Below are 22212 nucleotides of genomic sequence, written 5' to 3'. Positions count from 1 at the left end.
CATGGTTAGGTTTGAGAAAAACGATCCGCTGATGTTGGCCCGCCAGCTGCCCATCAAATCCGTTGCGTTAATTCTGGCCGGTGGCCGCGGGACTCGACTGAAGGATCTCACGTCGACCCGCGCCAAGCCTGCTGTTCACTTTGGCGGCAAGTTCCGCATTATTGATTTTGCGCTATCCAACTGCATTAACTCCGGCATTCGCCGCATTGGGGTGATTACTCAATATCAATCGCACACCCTGGTGCAGCATATTCAGCGCGGCTGGTCTTTTTTCAGCGAAGAGATGAACGAGTTTGTGGATTTGCTGCCCGCCCAGCAGCGCGTACACGGTGAGAACTGGTATCGCGGCACGGCGGACGCCGTGACCCAGAACCTCGACATTATTCGACGTTACGACGCCGAATATGTGGTCATCCTGGCCGGGGATCACATCTACAAGCAGGACTACTCGCGCATGCTGATCGATCACGTCGAAAAGGGCGCACGCTGCACCGTGGCCTGCATGCCGGTGCCGGTGCATGAAGCATCAGCGTTTGGTGTTATGGCGGTGGACGCGGACGAAAAAATTATCGATTTCGTGGAGAAGCCGGAAAACCCGCCGACGATGCCCAACGACAGCAGTAAGTCTCTGGCCAGCATGGGCATTTACGTTTTTGATGCGGATTACCTGTTTAAGCTGCTGGAAGAAGATGACCGGGATGAAAACTCCAGCCACGATTTTGGCAAAGACATTATCCCGAAAATCACTCGCGCGGGAGAAGCTTACGCCCACCCGTTCCCGCTCTCCTGCGTACAGTCCGACCCTAACGCCGAGCCTTACTGGCGCGATGTAGGCACGCTGGAAGCCTACTGGAAAGCCAACCTTGACCTGGCCTCGGTGATGCCGGAACTGGATATGTATGACCAGGCCTGGCCGATCCGCACCCATATGGAGCCGCTGCCGCCCGCTAAATTCGTTCAGGATCGCTCCGGCAGTCACGGCATGACGCTGAACTCGCTGGTGTCCGGCGGCTGCATTATTTCTGGTTCAGTCGTTGTGCAGTCAGTGCTGTTTCCTCGCGTGCGTATCAACTCGTTCTGCAACATCGATTCATCCGTCCTGCTGCCGGACGTTATTGTCGGGCGCTCCTGCCGATTACGCCGCTGCATTATTGACCGCGCCTGCGTGATCCCTGAAGGCATGGTGGTTGGTGAAAATGCCGAAGAGGATGCGCGCCGTTTTTATCGCTCTGAAGAGGGCATTGTACTGGTCACGCGTGAGATGCTGGCGAAGCTGCAGGGCTGAAACGCGTAGAAGATTGGCCTGCGCACGGTGATGGCTGTGCGCGGTTATTTTATCGTTCGGCGTTGCCTGATGATTAAGACACAGCGCCGCGACTTTCCATATGGGAGCGATAATGCAGGTCTTACATGTCTGTTCCGAGATGTTTCCTTTGCTGAAAACGGGCGGCCTTGCGGATGTGCTGGGCGCTTTGCCTGCGGCACAAATTGCCGGCGGCGTTGATACGCGCGTCCTGCTGCCCGCCTTTCCTGATGTGCGGCGAGGAATCGAAGATATTCAGGTGGTTGCCCACCGACAGACGTTCGCAGGCCCAATGCGTCTGCTCTACGGCCACTACAACGGCGTAGGTATTTATCTGATTGATGCCCCCCATCTTTATGAACGCCCGGGCAGCCCATACCACGACACGAACCAGTTTGCTTACCAGGACAACGTACTGCGCTTTGCGCTGCTTGGCTGGGTTGGGGCGGAAATGGCCTGCGGCCTGGATCCTTTCTGGCATCCCGATGTGGTGCATGCCCACGACTGGCACGCCGGGCTGACGCCGGCCTATCTCGAGGTTCGCGGGCGGCCAGCCAGGTCGGTATTTACCGTCCATAACCTCGCCTATCAGGGAATGTTCTATGCTCATCACTTAAGTGAAATTGATTTGCCGTGGTGGGTCTACGACATGAACGGGCTGGAATTCCACGGCCAGATTTCGTACCTGAAGGCCGGGCTTTACTATGCCGACCACATTACCGCCGTCAGCCCAACCTATGCTCGGGAGATTACCGACCCGCATTTTGCCTATGGCATGGAAGGGCTGCTGCGCCAGCGCCAGCGTGAAGGGCGCCTGTCGGGCATTTTAAACGGCGTGGACGACAAGATCTGGAACCCGGAAAGCGACCTGCTGCTGGCCTCGCGGTATAACCGCGATTCGCTGGAGGAGAAAGCCGAAAACAAACGCCAGCTGCAGGTAGCGATGGGGCTGAAGGTGAACGACAAAGTCCCGCTGTTCGCGGTGGTCAGTCGGTTAACCAACCAAAAAGGGCTGGATCTGGTGCTTGAGGCATTGCCGGGGTTGCTGGAGCAGGGCGGGCAGCTGGCGCTGCTGGGGGCCGGGGATTCCGTGCTGCAGGAAGGGTTCCTGGCGGCGGCGGCCGAGCATCCCGGCCAGGTCGGCGTCCAGATTGGCTATCACGAGGCATTTTCCCACCGCATCATGGGCGGTGCCGACGTGATTTTAGTCCCGAGCCGCTTTGAGCCCTGCGGCTTAACGCAGCTTTATGGTCTGAAATATGGCACCTTGCCGCTGGTGCGGCGAACCGGTGGCCTGGCTGACACCGTGTCTGATACTTCTCTCGAGAATCTGGCTGACGGTGTGGCGACCGGTTTTGTGTTTGAAGACAGTAATGCCTGGTCGCTGCTTCGCGCGATCCGGCGTGCTTTCGTGCTGTGGTCCCGCCCGTCGCTGTGGCGTTTTGTGCAGCGGCAGGCAATGAATATGGATTTTAGCTGGCAGGTAGCGGCGCAGTCATACCGCGACCTTTATCAACGCTTGATGTAATTACCCATACACCAGGAATCACTGATATGAACGCACCCTTTTCCTATGCATCACCCACGCTGAGCGTCGAGGCGCTTAAACACTCGATTGCCTATAAGCTGATGTTTACGGTGGGGAAAGACCCTGCCATCGCCAATAAACACGAGTGGCTTAACGCGACGCTGTTTGCCGTGCGCGACAGGCTGGTGGAGCGCTGGTTGCGTTCCAACCGCGCCCAGCTTTCCCAGGAAGTCCGCCAGGTTTACTACCTGTCGATGGAGTTTCTGATCGGACGCACGCTGTCGAACGCGCTGCTTTCCCTCGGCATCTATGAAGATGTGAAAAATGCCCTCGAAGAGATGGGCCTCGACCTCGAAGAGTTGATTGACGAGGAGAACGACCCCGGCCTGGGCAACGGCGGTTTGGGGCGTCTCGCCGCCTGTTTCCTCGATTCGCTGGCGACCCTGGGGCTGCCTGGGCGTGGCTACGGCATACGTTACGACTACGGTATGTTCAAGCAGAACATCGTCGATGGCCGCCAGAAAGAGTCGCCGGACTACTGGCTTGAGTACGGCAACCCTTGGGAGTTTAAACGCCACAATACGCGCTACAAGGTGCGTTTCGGCGGGCGTATTCAGCAGGAAGGGAAAAAGTCTCGTTGGGTCGAAACCGAAGAGATCCTCGCGGTTGCCTATGACCAGATTATTCCGGGCTACGACACCGACGCGACCAACACGCTGCGGCTGTGGAACGCTCAGGCGAGCAGCGAGATCAACCTCGGTAAGTTTAACCAGGGTGATTATTTCGCGGCGGTGGAAGACAAAAACCACTCTGAAAACGTGTCCCGCGTGCTTTATCCCGATGACTCGACCTATTCCGGGCGTGAGCTTCGCCTGCGCCAGGAGTATTTCCTGGTTTCGGCGACCATGCAGGACATTCTGAGCCGCCATTATCAGCTGCATAAAACCTACGCCAACCTTGCGGATAAAATTGCGATTCACCTGAATGACACTCACCCGGTGCTGTCGATTCCGGAGTTGATGCGGCTGCTGATTGACGAGCATAAGTTTGAATGGGAGGAAGCGTTCGAAGTGACCTGCCAGGTCTTCTCGTACACCAACCACACGCTGATGAGCGAGGCCCTGGAAACCTGGCCGGTGGACATGCTCGGCAAGATCCTGCCGCGCCATCTGCAGATCATCTTTGAGATTAACGACTACTTCCTGAAAACCCTGCAGGAGCAATACCCGAACGACACGGGTCTGCTGGGCAGGGCATCTATCATCGACGAATCCAACGGCAGGCGAGTGCGGATGGCCTGGCTCGCGGTGGTGGTCAGCCATAAGGTGAACGGCGTGTCTGAGCTGCACTCCAATCTGATGGTGCAGTCCCTGTTTGCTGACTTCGCCAGTATCTTCCCGATGCGCTTTAGCAACAAAACGAACGGCGTCACGCCGCGCCGCTGGCTGGCGCTTGCCAACCCGGCGCTGTCTGAAGTGCTGGATGAGAATATCGGGCAGACCTGGCGGACGGACTTAAGCCAACTGAACGACCTGAAGCAGCACATTGACTACCCGACGGTGCATCAGGCGGTGCGTAAGGCCAAGCTGGCGAATAAAAAACGGCTGGCGACGTACATTGGGCAGCAACTGAATGTCGTGGTGAGCCCGGACGCCTTATTCGACGTGCAGATTAAGCGCATTCATGAATATAAGCGCCAGCTAATGAACGTCCTGCATGTGATCGCCCGCTATAACCGCATCAAGGCCGATCCTGAGGCGGAATGGGTGCCACGCGTGAATATTTTCGCGGGTAAAGCGGCATCGGCCTATTACATGGCGAAGCATATTATTCATCTTATCAACGACGTTGCGGAGGTCATCAACAACGACCTGCAGGTTAAAGATAAGCTGAAGGTGGTGTTTATCCCCAACTACAGCGTCAGCCTCGCCCAGTTGATTATTCCGGCGGCAGATCTCTCCGAGCAAATTTCGCTGGCGGGAACCGAAGCTTCGGGGACCAGTAACATGAAGTTTGCGCTTAACGGGGCGTTGACCATCGGGACCCTGGACGGCGCCAACGTGGAGATGCTCGACCACGTCGGCAAGGACAACATCTTTATCTTCGGCAACACCGCAGAAGAGGTGGAGACACTCCGCAGTAAAGGCTACAACCCTCGGGAGTATTACGAGAAGGATGAAGAGCTGCGCCAGGTGCTGACGCAAATCGCGACGGGGGCATTCAGCCCCGGGGAGCCGGGGCGCTATCGGGACTTAGTCGACTCGCTGATTAACTTTGGCGATCACTACCAGGTGCTGGCGGATTACCGCAGCTATGTGGACTGCCAGGACAGGGTGGATGAGGTTTACCAGCAGCCGGAGGAGTGGACTATCCGTACTATGCACAATATTGCCAATATGGGCTATTTCTCCTCAGACAGGACGATTCAGGAGTATGCCGACGAGATTTGGCATATTAAGCCGGTGAGATTGTAACTTTTCCCCTCAATCTAACCCTCTCCCTTTTAGGAGAGGGCCGGGGCGAGGATAAAACTCAGCACAGCTCCAGCTGCACGTTATTCTCTTTAATCACCTGCATCACTCCTGCGGGCGGCACCACGTCGGTATACACGGTATCCACCAGGCTAATACTGCCCAGATTCACCATCGCATTACGGCCAAACTTCGAATGGTCCACGACCAGCAGCACGCTGCGAGAGTTTTCGATAATCGCGCGCTTGGTGCGAACCTCGTGGTAGTCGAACTCAAGCAGCGAGCCGTCGCTGTCGATCCCGCTGATGCCGAGAATGCCGAAGTCGAGACGGAACTGGGAAATGAAGTCCAGCGTGGCCTCGCCGATAATGCCGCCATCGCGACTGCGCAGCTCTCCGCCGGCCAGAATGATACGGAAATCTTCTTTAGCCATCAGCGTGTTTGCCACGTTGAGGTTGTTGGTCACAATGCGCAGATTGCTGTGATTAAGCAGCGCATGCGCCACGGCTTCCGGCGTCGTGCCGATGTCGATAAACAGCGTGGCGCCGTTAGGAATTTGGCTGGCAACCTTCTGCGCAATACGCTCTTTTTCTGCGGTTTGCGTTGCTTTTCGGTCATGCCACGGGGTGTTAACCGAGCTGGAGGGCAGGGCCGCCCCGCCGTGGTGGCGCAGGATCATATTCTGATCGGCCAGGTCGTTTAAATCCCGGCGGATGGTTTGCGGGCTGACGGCAAACTGTTCCACCAACTCTTCGGTACTGACGTATCCCTGCTGCTTAACCAGCTCAATAATCGCGTCATGACGTTGTGTCTGCTTCACAAGCTACTCCAGCATTGTTATGTTCGTTTTCGCGCATTCAGGGTATCTACCAGCGCCATCGCCAGCCCAACCAGCATGCCGGTCAGGTGCGCTGGAATGACAGCGGACTGAGTGAAGACCTCAATAACCAACCAAATTACCGCAAACGCCAGCAGCCCGCGCTGCATCTGAATGCCGCTGTCGGGATCTCGCTCTCCGCGCAGCCAGACATAACCCATCAGCGCAAACACCGTGCCTGACAGGCCGCCAAACAGTGGGCCGGTAAATTTTGCCTGCATAAAACCGCTCAGCAGGGTGGAGATAAGCGTCAGCGTCAGCAGTTTGCCGGTGCCGAGGCGTTTTTCGAGCGCGCCGCCTAAATACCACCACCATAGTAGGTTAAAGAGGATATGCAGCAAGGAGAAATGCAGTAATCCGTGCGTGAAATAGCGCCAAAACTCAAAGCGCTGCTCGGGCACGAGCGGCCAGCCAAGCACGGAGATCACCGGACCGAAGCCCACGATATTGAGCAGGACAAACAGCGCGATACACACGCCGATGACGATAAGCGTCAGCGGGCCGGCGCGCTCTTTGATGGTGGCGAAAAACGGATAGCGTTTATAGCTGAAACCCACGCCGCTGTGGCCGGTGCTCCAGCTGGCGGCCTGGTAGCGCGGGTCGCCAGGGTTCGCGACGAACTTTTCCAGCTCGGCGCGGACATACTGTACCTGGTTCTCATCCGCCAGCCAGACATCGCTTTGCGTATGTTGCTGAATCGTAAGAATAACGCCCTGAGTTGCCATGTAATCGACAAAAGCCTGCGCCACGCGCGGGTTGGCGAAAGAGGTAATCATGATCATGAAAGTTTAACCAACTTCGTCTATAAAGCCGTACAAAGGCAAGCAGTATACCTGCAGGGAGCGACAAGGGCTGAACTTTACGCGCCGTGAGCGACTTCAGCCGGGAAATGGCGGTGCCAGGCATCAAAGCCACCGTCGATGCTGTAGACCTGGTCATAGCCTTGCTGCAGCAGATATTGGGCGGCGCCTTTGCTGCTGTTGCCGTGGTAGCACATCACCATGACCGGCGTGTCGAAGTCGGTTTGCTGCATAAAATTCACCAGCGTGTCGTTGGTAAGGTGGTAAGCCCCCGGCGTGTGTCCCATGGCAAAGCTCTGCGGATCGCGGATATCCACCAATACCGCCTGCTGCTGCTGGAGTTTCTGGTGTGCTTCTTCCACACCAATACATTCAAATTGATCCATGGTTTTACTCGTCGAGAAAGAAAGGAAACAAGGGGCATGTTAAGGCATCGCGCCCCGCTGGCGCTGATATTAACGCCAATATGTTATCCATATCACGTAGAAATGTTTTTATTTCGTTACCAAAGCGGGCGAACACTTGCTATCATGAGCGATATCGAACATTTTTGAGCTTTAACGAAAGTGCGTGAGGGCAACATGGAAACCAAAGATCTGATTGTTATTGGCGGTGGAATCAACGGCGCCGGTATTGCGGCGGACGCCGCTGGCCGCGGGTTATCCGTGTTGATGCTGGAGGGACAGGATCTGGCCTGCGCGACCTCTTCCGCCAGCTCGAAGCTGATTCACGGCGGCCTGCGTTACCTGGAGCATTATGAGTTTCGCCTGGTGAGTGAGGCGCTGGCGGAGCGTGAAGTGCTGTTGAAAATGGCGCCGCACATTGCTTTCCCGATGCGCTTCCGTTTACCGCACCGGCCGCACCTTCGTCCGGCCTGGATGATTCGGACTGGCCTGTTCATGTACGATCATCTGGGGAAACGCACCAGTTTGCCGGCCTCGACCGGCTTGCGTTTTGGCGCAGATTCAGTGCTGAAGCCTGAGATCGTGCGCGGTTTCGAATATTCCGATTGCTGGGTGGATGATGCTCGCCTGGTGCTGGCTAACGCCCAAATGGTGACCCGCAAGGGCGGAGAGGTGAAAACCCGTACTCGCGCCACCAAAGCAACCCGCGAAAATGGGCTGTGGGTCGTTGAAGCGCAGGATATTGATACCGGCGAAACCTTTACCTGGCGCGCGAAAGGCCTGGTGAACGCCACCGGTCCGTGGGTGAAAACCTTCTTTGACGAAGGGCTACACCTGCCTTCGCCTTACGGTATCCGCCTGATCAAAGGCAGCCACATCGTGGTGCCTCGCGTGCATACCCAGAAGCAGGCTTACATCCTGCAAAACGAAGATAAACGTATTGTGTTTGTGATCCCGTGGATGGACGAATTCTCCATCATCGGCACCACCGACGTGGAATACCACGGTGACCCGAAAGCGGTGCAGATTGATGACAAAGAAGTGAGCTATCTGCTGAACGTTTACAACGCGCATTTCAAAAAGACGCTGACCAAAGATGATATCGTCTGGACCTATTCTGGCGTGCGCCCGCTGTGTGATGACGAGTCTGATTCTCCGCAGGCGGTGACCCGCGATTACACTCTCGATATTCATGACGAAAATGGTCAGGCACCGCTGCTGTCGGTCTTCGGCGGTAAACTGACGACCTACCGTAAGCTGGCTGAACATGCGCTGGATAAGCTGGAGCGTTACTACCCGAATATCGGCCCGGCCTGGACCAAAGAGTGCCGCCTGCCTGGCGGTGACATCGGTGGCGATCGTGATGATTATGCGGCCAAACTGCGCCGTCGTTACGGTTTCCTGACCGAAAGTCTTGCCCGTCACCTGGCGCGCACCTATGGCAGCAACAGCGACCTGGTGCTGGGCGAGGCCAAAACCCTGGGCGATCTGGGCGAAGATTTTGGCCATGAGTTTTATGAAGCCGAGCTGCGCTACCTGGTTGAGCATGAATGGGTCAGATGTGCGGAAGATGCGCTGTGGCGCCGTACTAAGTTGGGCATGTGGCTGAACGAAGAGCAGCAGGCGCGGGTGGCGCAGTGGCTGGTCAAGCAGGCGGCTAAAGCGGGACTGTCGCTGGCGTCTTAAAGAGAGTTGAACCCTTTTCAGTCCGAGTGTTGGCCGGTTCCGCTCATCTTCAGATTTTTATCCCCCCTCTCCCCTATGGGGAGAGGGCCGGGGTGAGGGGCTGAAACTAGCCTTCAGAATATCTCCAGCTAAACCCCATACCCCATCATCTTCAGTAATTTCTGTGCATGCTGTACCGCGTCCTGACGGTGCGCCACGCCCAGCTTCTGGTAAAGATTTCGGATATGCGTTTTGATGGTGGTGGCCGCAACATCCAACTCTCCGGCGATCTGCTCGTTGCTATAACCGGAATAAATCAGCCCCAACACCTGCCATTCTCGCTGCGTCAGCGGGCTGGTGCGGATAAGCTCCGGCACTTCCGGGTGATTCAGCAGGCGGTTCACAAAGCTTTCATCAAAGTGTGCAAACTTATGGCGGTGGTGCTGGTTTATCTCACGCAGGATGCGTTGAGCGCGGTGCTGATCCAGCTCCGGCAGCGTGTTGAGCTGAATAAGCTGGCGCAGCTGCTGCGCCATCGCTTCCCCTTCGATAACGAAGTGACTGATAAACCCGGTGCGGTTTGCCAGCGCCAGAGCTTCCAGCAGCACGCGCTGAGCGTCACTTTTTCTGCCCGCCTGCCAGTAAAGCTGGTTGAGCAGCAGCAGGTTGCGGTTAAGGTCGCTCATCAGACGCAGGCTGCGGGCGTTTTCGTTAAGTTCTTCCAGCACCATTTCCGCCGGATCGTACTCACCCAGCAGGATTTGCACGCGGGCGATATTCCGCCACTGGCTTTGCAGGAAGTGGTTATTGGCAAATTCAGGCTTCGGCGTCTGGCGCAGCCAGTTGGCTGCCGACTTTTTATCGCCAATCATTTGCCAGTAAATCACCCGCACCTTGTCGGCGTTGGAGACCCAGTCGCTGTGCCAGGGACCGTTCCCAAGCAAATTTTCAAGGCGATTAAGGTGATTGCGAGCATTATCCAGGTCACCGCGCGCCAGTGAGCACTGCACCAGCAGCGCCAGACACTGGAGCTGTTGCTGCGGCTGGAAGCTGGAAAGGACCTCCATTCCGCTGCGGGCTGCCGCTTCGGCTTCATCCAGCCGGGCCCAGGCCCAAAGCAGCTGGGCGCGGATACGCTGTAGAAACTCATGCAGTGGCAATTGTTCGAGGTGCTGCTCGCGGATCAGCACAAAGGCTTTCTCCTGGGTTTCCCAGGCGGCCTGTAAGAACCCCTGAGCCAGCAGGATTTCGCTTTGCTGAATGAGACTCCACAGCGCGTAGTGCCACACATCGTGGCGGCGGGCCATTTGCTCGGTCTGCTGCATAACGGAAAGAGACTTCGTCAGATCGCCCTTGCAGTGCAGCACTTCGCCGTGAACCGAAGTTGCTACTATGCGGCTGTAAAAATTGGCCAGCGGCAGCATTTCCAGCGCGACCATGGCCAGACGCTCGGCTTCCGCCGGATCGCCCGCGTTGATGGCAACCTGGGCTCTCAGGGCGTTAAATTCACCGTGCAACGTGTCGTCGATGACCAGGTCCATTTCCTGCTCGGCCCTTGCCAGCAGGGTATTCACTTCGCCGTAGCGGTGCTGGCTTTGCATCAGCCAGGCCTGCAGCAGCACAAGTTTTGGGTTTTCCAGCAGACTTTCCCACGGCAGCGCCTTCAGTGACTCCTCGAGCAGCGTCAGTTCGCTGTGGTTAAACAGCGCCCACGCGTGGCCCAGCAGAATATCGCGCAGCATATTGGCATCACCTGCCGCCAGCGCGTGGTGAATAGCCTCGCTTGGGAAGCCTTGCGCCATCCAACTTTCGGCGGCCGCCCGGTGAATATCCGGCAGCTCTGCGGCCAGCTCCCACTGGCAGCGCTGGCGAAGGAAACTGCCAAACAGCGGGTGGAAGCAGAACCATTCGCCGGAATCGTCCATACGCTGCAGGAACAAGCCCTGGCGCTCAATCTCCTCCAGCCGCATCTGGCCATTTTCTTCACCCGTTACCTGGATGATCAATGCGTCATTCATTGAGCGCAGGATGGAGCTTCTCAGCAGGAAGTTGCGGGTATCGGCATCAACGTTGTTCAGGACTTCATCCACCAGATAATCTGAAAGATGGCTGGCGTTAATGCCCGACAGACGGCGTGCGGAATGTTGAGCTGGCGTATTGCTCTGGCGCGCGGACAAGGCGATTAACTGGAGCGCCGTTACCCAGCCAGCAACGTCATCACACAGGCGGCTGCTGTCCGCTTGTTCAATCGGCGTTGCCAGGCGGTTGTCGAAGAACTGTTTGGCTTCCTGATGCGTAAAGGCGAGCTGCTGGCTACCAATTTCCAGGAGCTGATCGCGCACGCGAAGGTTGGCAATGCCAAGCTGCGGGAGATTGCGCGACAGGATCACCAGTGTCAGGTTTTCTGGCTGGTGGCGAATGAAAAAGCGCATGGCTTCATGAATAACCGGGTTGGCAATCAGATGATAATCATCAATCACCAGGTACAGCGGTTTGTCCCACCCCGCCAGCTCAATGAACAGCTGAGAAAAGAGCGAAGACAGGCTGGCGTATTGCCGCTTTTGCGCCATGATTTCGCTACTGGCGCAGTGGCCGCCGGTGGCGTGCTGCACGGCGGCAATCAGGTAGCTGGCAAAGCGCTCCTGCTGGTTATCTCCCTCATCGAGGGAATACCAACCCAGCTCTTTTCGCCCCGCCGCCCACTGCGACACGAGGGTCGTTTTACCATAACCGGCCGGGCTGGCGATCAGCGCTAAGCGATAGTTGGCGGCAGTTGAAAGCTTCACCAACAGGCGATCGCGAACCACAGTGTTTTCCAGCCGAACGGGGCGGCTTAATTTGGATGGGATTAACATAGTTGATCACTTCACTGTGTATAAATTTCCCCGGCATTTTTCGCGCTGCAGGGCGGGGCTGCCGGACTGCAGAGAAAATAATGGAGGGAAAAGTTCAAGGATGCGATTTTTTTTACGCTTCGTAATTAATGCTTACGGATAAGGTCTGCCAGAATGCTTTTTATTGCAAGGTTGTTGAACTTTCCGAGCTCGGTAAGTTGCACCCTGTCACAGTTCCATTTTTTCATGAATGCGATTGCTCACTGCTTGTGACAGCGCGGCTGAAACCTGTTACACCGCCGCATCGAGTGGCAGAGATCACATTTTTCGCTCATCCTCGCTACTCCTCCCCGCCTAATCCGCGCCGGGAGGAGGAACTCCCACGGGCTGCCCGGCACACTAACGGGTAATGATTTTCGAACATTACAGGACCGATTTTCTATGTCACAGCCGATCTTCAGTAAAGAACAGTTCCAGTCCGCTCTGACGCGCCAGTGGCAGCGTTATGGCCTCCATGATGCCAGTGAAATGACTCAGCATCAGTGGTGGCAGGCGGTTAGTGGTGCGCTTGCAGAGCACTTAGCGGCTCAGCCAACAGCAAAACCTGAAGCCAAACAGCGCCACGTAAACTACATCTCGATGGAGTTTCTGATAGGCCGCCTGACGGGGAATAACCTGCTTAATCTTGGCTGGTTCACTGAGGTGAGCGATGTGCTGAAGGATTACCAGATAAACCTCACCGATTTACTGGAAGAAGAAACGGACCCGGCTTTAGGCAACGGCGGGTTGGGACGGCTTGCGGCCTGCTTCCTGGACTCAATGGCCACGGTCGGGCAATCGGCCATCGGCTATGGCCTCAACTATCAGTATGGCCTGTTCCGCCAGTCCTTTAAGGACGGCAAACAGATGGAAGCCCCGGATGACTGGCAGCGCGGGAGCTACCCTTGGTTCCGCCACAACAGCGCGCTGGATGTGCAGGTGGGCATTGGTGGGAAACTCGTGAAGGACGGTAAGCGTTCCCGCTGGGAGCCAGCCTTTATTTTCCAGGGCGAGGCGTGGGATTTACCGGTGCTGGGCTACCGAAATGGCGTGGCGCAGCCGCTGCGCCTGTGGCAGGCAAAACATGCTCATCCATTTGATTTGACAAAATTTAATGACGGTGAGTTTCTTAAAGCCGAGCAGCAGGGCATTGACGCTGAAAAGCTCACCAAGGTGCTCTATCCGAATGACAATCACCTGAACGGTAAAAAGCTGCGCCTGATGCAGCAGTATTTCCAGTGTGCCTGTTCGGTGGCTGACATTCTGCGCCGCCATCATCTGGCAGGCCGCAAGCTCGCCGAGCTGCCGGCCTACGAAGTGATTCAACTGAACGATACCCACCCAACCATCGCTATCCCTGAGCTGCTTCGCGTGCTGATTGACGAACATCAGCTTAGCTGGGATGACGCTTGGGCGATTACCAGTAAAACGTTCGCCTACACTAACCACACCCTGATGCCTGAAGCTCTGGAGTGCTGGGACGAGAAGCTGGTGAAAGCGCTGCTGCCTCGCCATATGCAAATTATCAATGAGATTAACAAACGCTTTAAGCTGCTGGTCGACAAAACCTGGCCGGGGGATGAAGCCGTCTGGGCGAAGCTTGCCGTGGTGCATAGCAAGCAGGTACGTATGGCTAACCTGTGCGTGGTCGGAGGCTTTGCGGTGAACGGCGTTGCGGCGCTTCATTCTGAGCTGGTGGTGAAAGATCTGTTCCCGGAATACCACCAGCTGTGGCCGAACAAATTCCATAACGTGACGAACGGCATTACGCCGCGCCGCTGGATCAAGCAGTGCAACCCGGCGCTTGCCACGCTGTTCGACAAGACGCTGAAGAAAGAGTGGGCGAATAACCTCGACGTGCTGGAAGGACTGGAAAAGCACGCCGATGACGCCAAATTCCGCCAGACCTGGCGCGAAATCAAGCATCAGAACAAAGTAAAACTGGCTGCATTTGTGAAGGCTCGTACCGGCATCGTGATTAGCCCGGATGCGTTGTTCGACGTGCAAATCAAACGCCTGCACGAATACAAACGTCAGCACTTGAACCTGCTGCATATCCTGGCGCAGTACAAAGAGATCCGCGAGAACCCGAAAGCAGACCGTGTGCCGCGCGTTTACCTGTTTGGCGCGAAGGCGGCTCCGGGTTATTACCTGGCCAAAAATATTATCTTTGCTATCAACAAAGTGGCTGAGGCGATCAACAACGATCCGCTGGTGGGCGACAAACTGAAGGTCGTTTTCCTGCCGGACTATTGCGTATCTGCGGCGGAAATCATGATCCCGGCGGCTGATATTTCCGAACAGATTTCGACTGCCGGTAAAGAGGCATCCGGCACCGGTAACATGAAGCTGGCGCTGAACGGCGCGCTGACGGTGGGGACGCTGGACGGTGCCAACGTTGAAATTGCAGAGAAGGTGGGTGAAGAGAATATCTTTATTTTCGGCCACTCCGTCGAGCAGGTTAAAGCCCTGAAAGCCAAAGGCTATGATCCGGTGAAATGGCGCAAAAAAGATAAAGTGCTGGATGCCGTGCTTAAAGAACTGGAGCAGGGCAAATACAGTGAAGGAGATAAACACGCCTTTGATCAGATGCTGCACAGCATCGGCAAAGAGGGCGGCGATCCTTACCTGTTGATGGCGGACTTCACTGCTTATGCCGAGGCGCAAAAGCTTGCCGACAAACTTTATCTGGACCAGGAAGCCTGGACGCGCGCCGCCATTTTGAACAGCGCCCGTTGCGGCATGTTCAGCTCCGATCGCTCGATCCGCGATTACCAACAACGTATCTGGCAGGCAAAACGCTAAGGGAGCGCCATGGAGAGCAAACGTCTTGATAGCGCCGCTCTGGCGGCGGGTATCAGCCCGAACTACATCAACGCCCACGGCAAACCGCAGGCTATTCCTGCGGAGACAAAACTGCGTCTGCTCGAGGCCATGAACCGCACCGCTGTTGCAAAAAAGTCGACCGATCCTGTGCCAGCGGTTCAGGTTTTCACTGCCGGGCAGCGAATGCAGCTGACGCTGGAAGGAGAGGGTGAATTTAGCTGGACGCTGACCACTGAAGAAGGCCATACCCACCGCGGGCAAGTTTCCGGTGGGAAGACGTTATCGCTGCCGACAAAGCTACCCGAGGGCTACCATTCGCTGGTAGTCAGTCGGCAAAAGCAGAGCTGGACGAGCCGAATTATCGTCGCCCCGCCGCGCTGCTATGAGCCGGACGCGTTACTGCAGGGCAAAAAGCTGTGGGGGGCATGTGTGCAGCTTTACACGCTGCGCTCGGCGGCTAACTGGGGCATCGGCGACTTTGGCGATTTGAAGCAGATGCTGGGGGATGTGGCGAAGCGGGGCGGGGCGTTTATCGGCCTCAACCCGATTCATTCGCTTTACCCGGCTAACCCGGAGAGCGCCAGCCCATACAGCCCTTCGTCACGCCGCTGGCTGAATGTCATCTATATCGACGTCAATGCGGTAGAAGATTTCCAGAATAGCAAAGCGGCGCAGACGTGGTGGAAAACATCCACAGTGCAGAAACAGCTTCAGGCCACGAGAGATGCCGAGTGGGTGGATTATTCTGCCGTTACGGCCCTCAAAGTTGCGGGACTGCGTTTAGCGTGGCAGCAGTTCTCGTTGCGTACAGCCAGCGATGAACAAGTCGTCGCGTTTGGCAGGTTCGTTGCGGAAGGAGGAGAAGGTCTGTTCTACCAGGCTGCCTACGATGCGCTTCATGCCAGCCAGGTTAACGAAGATCCTCTGCGCTGGGGCTGGCCGGTGTGGCCGGAAGGCTATCGCGACGCCCATAGCCCGGGAGTGAAGCAGTTCTGTGAGCAACATTGCGATGAGGTCAACTTCTGGCTTTGGCTGCAGTATCTCGCCTGGCGTCAGTTTAAGGCCTGCTGGGATGCCAGCCAGCATGACGGGATGCCGATTGGCCTTTATCGCGACCTGGCGGTGGGCGTAGCGGAAGGCGGCTCTGAAACCTGGTGTGACCGTGAGCTTTACTGCCTGAAAGCCTCCGTTGGCGCGCCGCCGGATATCCTCGGCCCGTTAGGCCAAAACTGGGGGCTGCCACCGATGGATCCCCACGTCATGGCCGCTCGCGGCTATCAGCCGTTTATCGAACTGCTGCGCGCCAATATGACCCACTGCGGCGCCCTGCGCATTGACCACGTTATGTCGATGCTGCGGCTGTGGTGGATCCCGTACGGCGAGACGGCGGATAAAGGCGCCTATGTGCAGTACCCGGTGGACGATCTGCTTTCGATTCTGGCCCTGGAAAGCCAGCGTCACCGCTGCATGGTGATTGGCGAGGACCTCGGTACCGTGCCGGTTGAAATCGTCGGCAAGCTTCGCGACAGCGGCGTTTATTCTTACAAAGTGCTGTACTTCGAACACGACGGAGAGAAGCAATTCCGGGCTCCGGCCACATGGCCTGAGCAGTCGATGGCGGTTGCCACAACGCACGACTTGCCCACGCTGCGTGGCTACTGGAATAGCGGTGATTTAACGCTGGGCAAAACGCTGGGACTTTACCCTGATGAAGAGGTGCTGGCGGGGCTGTATGAAGACCGCGAAAGGGCTAAACAAGGTCTACTGGACGGGCTGCATAAATACGGCTGCTTGCCGAAGCGGGCGGGACATAAGGCCGCGTTAATGACGATGACCGACACGCTCAACCGTGGAATGCAGCGTTATATCGCCGACAGCCATAGCGCGCTGCTGGGGCTGCAGCCGGAGGACTGGCTGGATATGGCCCAGCCGGTGAATATTCCTGGCACCAGCGATCAGTATAAGAACTGGCGGCGCAAGCTGACCGTCTCTCTGGAAGCGATGTTTGCCGATGAACGGGTGAATAAGTTGCTGAAAGATTTGGATAAGCGGCGTAAGAAGACGTAGTTTCGTCTCACGTTTCTCGGTCTATTCCCTCTCCCTTTTAGGGAGAGGGTTAGGGTGAGGGGCAAACTAATAGTAAGAGTGCTCACCGCGCTGGTGTTCGGTCAGGTCACGTACGCCTTTCAGCTCAGGGAACTCAGCCAGAAGCTGTTTCTCGATCCCTTCTTTCAGCGTCACATCCACCATAGAACAGCCGTTACAGCCGCCGCCAAACTGCAGAATGGCATAGCCTTCGTCGGTAATTTCCATCAGCGTGACGCGACCACCGTGGCCCGCCAGCTGTGGGTTAACGGTCGCCTGCAGCATATACTCAACGCGCTCCATCAGCGGCGCGTCGTCAGACACCTTACGCATTTTTGCGTTAGGGGCTTTCAGCGTCAGCTGGGAACCGAGCTGGTCGGTGACGAAGTCGATTTCGGCATCTTCCAGATAAGGCGCGCTCAGCTCATCGACATAAGCGGTTAACTGCTCGAACGGCAGCGCCGTGTCGGTCGCTTCAACCGCATCCGGCGGACAATAAGACACACCACACTCCGCATTCGGGGTGCCAGGATTGATAACGAATACGCGGATTTGCGTCCCTTCTTCCTGATTTGCCAGCAACTTGGCAAAGTGGGATTGTGCAGCATCGGAAATACGGATCATAACGATTGCTCAATAGTTGACTATTTTAGTCGGTTATAATACGCCCATCATCGAGGGTCTACAAGGTTCGACACAGGCACCATACCTGGACAGTCGCCGCGCCCTGCCTTTTCAGCAATCGCGCTATCTCCGCAACAGTACTACCCGTCGTCACGACATCATCCACAATCGCCATATGGCGACCCGCAACGGGAATTTCAACCCTAAAGATGCCTTTCAAATTCCTCTTTCTTTCCTTTGCTGTCAACGTATGTTGGGCTGGTGAGGCGCGTATGCGTTTGATTGCAGAGGGATAATGCTCCAGCCCTAACCAGCGAGACAGCGGAGTAGCAATAAGTGCGCTTTGGTTATAGCCGCGCCGCCACGCTCGGGTATGGTGCAGCGGTACACTCACAATAGCATCAGGCAAATGAAGCCTGCCCTCTCGCCTGGCTGCCAGAATACGCAGTAGCAAAAGGCGGGCTAAGGCCGGTGCAAGCGAGGGCGTTCCGGTAAATTTTAGGTGATGAATCAGCGTGCTTAACGGCGGCAGGTAGTCTGTCACATAGGCCATTGCGTCCCACTCAGGCGCTCTTTGCAGGCAACGTCCGCAGGGCAAATGCCCGCTCAACGCCGGTAAACCACACTGTAAACAGCAGGCCAGGGGCTGAAGCAGCGAGGCGGCGCAGCAGGAGCAAATGCCCCATGTCGGACGGGCAAGCGGTAACCGGCATAGCCAACAGCGGCCAGGGATTGCTAGCATAGCGTTCTCCTTGCTGATGAAAATGAGAACGGTAACTGATGAGTGAGCTGTGGTGGCAAACAAAAGGTAAAGGAAAAAGCGATCTTGTGCTGCTGCACGGATGGGGACTGAATGCGGAGGTTTGGCACAACATAGAATCCGAACTCGGCTCGCAATTTCGGCTGCATCTGGTCGACTTACCGGGGTATGGCCGGAGCAGGGGGTTTGGTGCGCTAACGCTGGAGGAAATGGCCGACATTGTGCTGGCTAAAGCGCCTGAATGTGCCACATGGCTTGGCTGGAGCCTGGGTGGACTGGTAGCAAGCCAGGCTGCGCTCGCCAGGCCTGAACGTGTGAATGCGCTGGTGACGGTGGCTTCCTCACCCTGTTTTACCGCCGCAGAAGACTGGCCGGGCATTAAACCTGACGTGCTGGCCGGGTTCCAGCAGCAGCTAAGCAAAGATTTTCAGCGTACCGTGGAGCGTTTTCTGGCGTTGCAAACCCTGGGCACAGAAACCGCGCGCCAGGATGCTCGCCTGCTGAAAACCGTTGTTCTGGAACAGCCGATGCCGGACGTGGCCGTGCTTAATGGCGGGCTTGAGATCCTGAGAACCGCCGATCTGCGCCAGGAGCTTTCGCATTCTGTAATACCACATTTACGTCTGTATGGCCGACTGGACGGGCTTGTGCCACGGAAAGTGGTTCCCCTGCTGGACGCCCTGTGGCCGCAGTCCAGCTCGGTTATCTTCGACAAGGCCGCCCACGCGCCGTTTATCTCTCATCCGGCTGAATTCTGCCAGGCTCTGCTGGCCTGGGGGCAACAACGGCTTAGCTGACGGGCAGTAAAAAGGCGGGGTAGCCCGCCTTTCATCAGATTAACTTAACGCAGTGCCCAAAGTTCCCGTACGCATTTTTTCCCTTCTGGACAGCTTTTGCAGCTTCCCGTCAGGCAACTGCTCGGATCTTCGCTGATGCGTCTGGCTTTGCCCATCGCTTCCAGTCGATCGAGCATGGCGGCTACCAGCGGCAGAGGCGTGGCAAGCTGCTGGCTTATCTGCTTCGCTTCCAGGCGGCCCTGAAGCGCCAGGGCGTTACGGATATCAATCAGGCTTGCCATCATCGCTCCTTAGTGACAGTCGCCGGTGCTGCTTTGGCAGCAGGACGACGGCGTTTTTCTGGTGGCGAGCAGCGATACATCCACGCGACTTCTTGCCCGGCGCAGCCCGCCAAGCAGCAGGACGTTGAACAATATCACCGCGAGGATGCAAATCAGGCTGAACTGCGGGTGCTCGCTGAAGGTGACGCTCTGGTAGTAAAGCGTGGAGAGCGAATAGGCAATGTTCAGCCCCCAAAGCACGGAAAATGTCATCCAGCCCCGGCTCGATTCACGGGCGATGGCCCCCATCACCGAGATGCACGGAATATAGAGCAGAACGAAAATCAGATAGCTGTAGGCGGCGGCTTCGCTGCCGAATTTCGTGCTCATCACGCCCATCGGCCCGGAGGACATTTCACCGTCGCCTTTGCTTGCCTCAATCGGGTTCGCCAGCACGCTCAGGCTGAAGGTGTTTTTCAGCCCCTGCCAGGTTTCATCGGCGGCAGCGCCCAGTTCATCAAGCAGGTTAAAGCTTGCGGCATCAAACTCTTCATTATGAATATCTTCGGCGGTATAGAGGGTATTTAACGTGCCGACCACAACTTCTTTGGCCATCGCACCGGTAAACAGTCCAACGGTAGCCTGCCAGTTGTCATCATGGACACCGATCGGCTTCAGCAGCGGCGTCAACACACGGCTGACGGAGGCAAGGGCGGAATCATTGATGCTATCTACTGGCTTGCCGCTAAAGGAGAAGCTGTTCAGGGCGCCGATGAAAATACTGACGATCACGATGACCTTCCCGGCGCGAAGCACGAAGCCTTTCAGGCGCTGCCAGGTTTGTAAAATCAGGCTCTTGAGGTGAGGGACGTGGTAAACCGGCAGCTCCATGACAAACGGCGAAGCTTCGCCGCGCATGATGGTGTGCTTCAGCATCAGGCCGGTGAGAATAGCCATGACAATGCCGAGAATATAAAGCGAGAACACCACCAGCGCGCCCTGCTGGCCGAAGAATGCGGCGGCAAACACCGCGAAAATCGCCAAGCGTGCACCGCAGGACATAAACGGCGCCATCATGATGGTCATCAGCCTTTCGCGCGGCGCATCAAGGGTACGGGCGCCCATGACCGAAGGCACGTTACAGCCGAAGCCGACAATCAGCGGCACAAAGGATTTACCCGGTAAACCCAGCGACTGCATCAGGCGATCCATCACGAAGGCTGCGCGCGCCATATAGCCGGAATCTTCGAGGAAGGAAAGGAACAGGTACATCATGCCGATTTGCGGCACCAGCGGCAGCACGGTATTGATCCCGCCGCCAATCCCCTGGGCCAGGAAAATCGTCAGCCATTCCGGGAAGTGCAGCGTATAACCGAGCCACTGGATGCCGTGAATGAATATCGCCACCGAACCGCCATCAAAAATAGGCTGCAGCGCGCCGCCGATGTTAATCGCCAGCAGGAACATCAGATACATCACCAGCATGAAGATCGGCAGGCCGAGGTAACGATTGAGGATGATTTTATCCATCGCCACCGTCAGCCGGTTGGGTTCGGCTGTCAGGCTATTGCTAACCGCGTCGCAAATGGAAGCGATGCTTTGGTAACGAGCATCTGCGATCAGCAGCGCGGGATCGTCAATGGTCTCTGCCAGGCGCGCGCGCGCTGAATCAAGTTTGTCTGTGGCATTGCCCGCATACGCGAGGCTGTAGATATCCCCTTCCAGCATCTGCAGCGCCAGCCAACGGCGCTGCGTCACCGGCATTTCCTGCGGCATATCCTCGGCCAGCTTTTTTGCCTCTTGCAGCAAAATCTGCGGATAGTGCACCAGCTCGTTTTTCTCGTTGGGCTGCTTGCGGTCAATGGCGAGTTTCAGGCTTTCAATACCGCGCCCGCGAGTAGACACCAGCGGCACGACGGGGCAGCCGAGGCGGGCGGCCAGCGCGTCGATGTCGATGCGAATCGCCTGTTTCTCGGCAATATCCAACATATTGAGCGCCACCACGCACGGGATACCCAGCTCGAGTAGCTGGAGCGTCAGGTAGAGGTTACGCTCAAGGTTAGAAGCATCCACTACGTTGATTAACAGATCGGCATCGCCGCTCAGGATGTAGTGGCAGGCGATTTGCTCATCAAGCGAAGTTTGTGACGAAATGGTGGTGAGTGAGTAGGTGCCGGGTAAATCAACCAGCGTGACCTGGTGCTCAAGGGTGGAAAACTGACCTTCTTTGCGTTCTACGGTGACACCCGCCCAGTTCCCCACGCGCTGGCGGGCACCCGTCAACTGATTAAATAACGTGGTTTTACCCGAGTTAGGATTACCGATTAAACCTATGGTTAAGTTTTTCATTTTATTCGTAAACTTCGTTGAATGTGCAAAATAACGCGAACGTTTCCCCGCCGTTACGCCACGGCTTCGATATTGACCAGCGCGAGATCTTTTTTGCGCAGCACCAGGCTAACGCGGCGCGTTTCGATATGAATAGGGTCGCCGAGAGGTGCCACGCGGACGACGTTGAATGAGGAACCCGGCAGCATGCCGAGGGACAATAATTTTTGGCGATAAGCCGGACTGATTTCACTGGCGAAGCCGGTAATTTTCCACGCGCTATTCGGTATGAATTGCATAAGACCTACTTAGAGCTGGGCTCTGCATTGACGCTGACTGAATGATCGTTTTATTCACGAGCGATGCGTGTAATAAAAACGAATTAAGCTATCGGAAGAAAGAGAAGAAATATCGTTCAATGCAATGATAATGAGAATGGTTACTGTCGACAATATTTATTTTTCTGAGTGAATTTAACCAAAATAGGTATTTTTCTGGCTGATTTAGTGGGGTTGTTTTTAACGAGCGGAAGAAAGTGGTTTCTTAATTGCATGAAAAATAGAGTAATGGCTTCTCTTTGGTGAACGATGAATGTTATTTCGTTATTGCCG

The 22212-nt window shown here is 56.2% G+C and carries 16 protein-coding genes; 7 read left to right on the top strand and 9 right to left on the bottom strand.

Annotated features, from left to right (window positions below; genetic code table 11):
• Window position 1: 1 nt before the first annotated feature.
• The 3 genes from glgC to glgP all read left to right on the top strand — a co-directional run bounded on the left by glgC (window position 2) and on the right by glgP (window position 5305).
• Window positions 2-1285 carry a glucose-1-phosphate adenylyltransferase gene (gene glgC, locus F3J26_RS15310; RefSeq protein ID WP_008457902.1) on the top strand — a complete coding sequence of 428 codons (1284 nt, stop codon included), beginning with the start codon at window positions 2-4 and terminating at the stop codon, window positions 1283-1285.
• Window positions 1286-1397: 112 nt separating this feature from the next.
• A complete protein-coding gene (gene glgA, locus F3J26_RS15305) occupies window positions 1398-2831 on the top strand; it encodes a glycogen synthase GlgA (protein ID WP_008457900.1) in 1434 nt (477 codons plus the stop codon).
• 26 nt (window positions 2832-2857) lie between these two features.
• Window positions 2858-5305 (top strand): glycogen phosphorylase, encoded by a 2448-nt coding sequence (glgP, locus tag F3J26_RS15300; protein WP_166994672.1) that lies wholly within the window; start codon window positions 2858-2860, stop codon window positions 5303-5305.
• A gap of 58 nt (window positions 5306-5363) precedes the next feature.
• Here glgP and F3J26_RS15295 read toward each other — a convergent pair whose 3' ends face one another.
• From F3J26_RS15295 to glpE, 3 genes are all read right to left on the bottom strand, one after another.
• A complete protein-coding gene (locus F3J26_RS15295; protein WP_008457897.1) occupies window positions 5364-6122 on the bottom strand; it encodes a DeoR/GlpR family transcriptional regulator in 759 nt (252 codons plus the stop codon).
• Window positions 6123-6139: 17 nt separating this feature from the next.
• The gene (gene glpG, locus F3J26_RS15290; protein ID WP_008457895.1) at window positions 6140-6961 is read right to left on the bottom strand and encodes a rhomboid family intramembrane serine protease GlpG; all 822 of its coding nucleotides are present in this window, start codon (window positions 6959-6961) and stop codon (window positions 6140-6142) included.
• Between the two features lie 77 nt (window positions 6962-7038).
• On the bottom strand, window positions 7039-7365 hold the full coding sequence (gene glpE / locus F3J26_RS15285; RefSeq protein WP_008457894.1) for a thiosulfate sulfurtransferase GlpE: 327 nt from the start codon (window positions 7363-7365) through the stop codon (window positions 7039-7041).
• A gap of 195 nt (window positions 7366-7560) precedes the next feature.
• On the opposite strand from glpE, the gene glpD reads away from it, so the two are divergent.
• Window positions 7561-9069, top strand: a complete 1509-nt coding sequence (gene glpD, locus F3J26_RS15280; RefSeq protein WP_008457892.1) for a glycerol-3-phosphate dehydrogenase — start codon at window positions 7561-7563, stop codon at window positions 9067-9069.
• Window positions 9070-9197: 128 nt separating this feature from the next.
• On the opposite strand, the gene malT is transcribed toward glpD, so the two are convergent.
• Window positions 9198-11903: an HTH-type transcriptional regulator MalT gene (gene malT, locus F3J26_RS15275; protein WP_008457891.1), complete on the bottom strand. Its 2706-nt coding sequence runs from the start codon at window positions 11901-11903 to the stop codon at window positions 9198-9200.
• 420 nt (window positions 11904-12323) lie between these two features.
• On the opposite strand from malT, the gene malP reads away from it, so the two are divergent.
• Together malP and malQ are read left to right on the top strand one after the other, a co-directional pair.
• The gene (malP, locus tag F3J26_RS15270) at window positions 12324-14726 is read left to right on the top strand and encodes a maltodextrin phosphorylase (RefSeq protein ID WP_166994670.1); all 2403 of its coding nucleotides are present in this window, start codon (window positions 12324-12326) and stop codon (window positions 14724-14726) included.
• Between the two features lie 9 nt (window positions 14727-14735).
• Window positions 14736-16814 carry a 4-alpha-glucanotransferase gene (gene malQ / locus F3J26_RS15265; RefSeq protein ID WP_166994668.1) on the top strand — a complete coding sequence of 693 codons (2079 nt, stop codon included), beginning with the start codon at window positions 14736-14738 and terminating at the stop codon, window positions 16812-16814.
• A 66-nt stretch (window positions 16815-16880) separates the two neighbouring features.
• Here the strand turns inward: malQ and nfuA are convergent, their stop codons facing one another.
• Complete coding sequence (gene nfuA / locus F3J26_RS15260) at window positions 16881-17456, bottom strand: Fe-S biogenesis protein NfuA (RefSeq protein ID WP_008457887.1); 576 nt, start codon at window positions 17454-17456, stop codon at window positions 16881-16883.
• 58 nt (window positions 17457-17514) lie between these two features.
• Window positions 17515-18198, bottom strand: a complete 684-nt coding sequence (gntX, locus tag F3J26_RS15255; RefSeq protein ID WP_166994666.1) for a DNA utilization protein GntX — start codon at window positions 18196-18198, stop codon at window positions 17515-17517.
• Between the two features lie 38 nt (window positions 18199-18236).
• On the opposite strand from gntX, the gene bioH reads away from it, so the two are divergent.
• On the top strand, window positions 18237-19013 hold the full coding sequence (bioH, locus tag F3J26_RS15250; RefSeq protein ID WP_166994665.1) for a pimeloyl-ACP methyl ester esterase BioH: 777 nt from the start codon (window positions 18237-18239) through the stop codon (window positions 19011-19013).
• A 44-nt stretch (window positions 19014-19057) separates the two neighbouring features.
• On the opposite strand, the gene feoC is transcribed toward bioH, so the two are convergent.
• From feoC to feoA, 3 genes are read right to left on the bottom strand one after another with little or no spacing between them, the layout of a single operon-like run.
• Entirely contained in the window at window positions 19058-19294 is a 237-nt protein-coding gene (gene feoC, locus F3J26_RS15245) for a [Fe-S]-dependent transcriptional repressor FeoC (RefSeq protein ID WP_008457879.1), read from the bottom strand.
• Window positions 19295-19303: 9 nt separating this feature from the next.
• Window positions 19304-21622, bottom strand: a complete 2319-nt coding sequence (feoB, locus tag F3J26_RS15240) for a Fe(2+) transporter permease subunit FeoB (RefSeq protein ID WP_166994664.1) — start codon at window positions 21620-21622, stop codon at window positions 19304-19306.
• A gap of 53 nt (window positions 21623-21675) precedes the next feature.
• The gene (gene feoA / locus F3J26_RS15235) at window positions 21676-21900 is read right to left on the bottom strand and encodes a ferrous iron transporter A (protein ID WP_008457875.1); all 225 of its coding nucleotides are present in this window, start codon (window positions 21898-21900) and stop codon (window positions 21676-21678) included.
• Between the last annotated feature and the right edge of the window lie 312 nt (window positions 21901-22212).

The sequence above is a fragment of the Enterobacter sp. Ap-867 genome (assembly GCF_011752855.1).
Taxonomy (GTDB): Bacteria; Pseudomonadota; Gammaproteobacteria; order Enterobacterales; family Enterobacteriaceae; genus Cedecea.
Note: the sequence above shows the minus strand (reverse complement) of the source record. Positions and strands in the feature narration are given on the sequence as shown.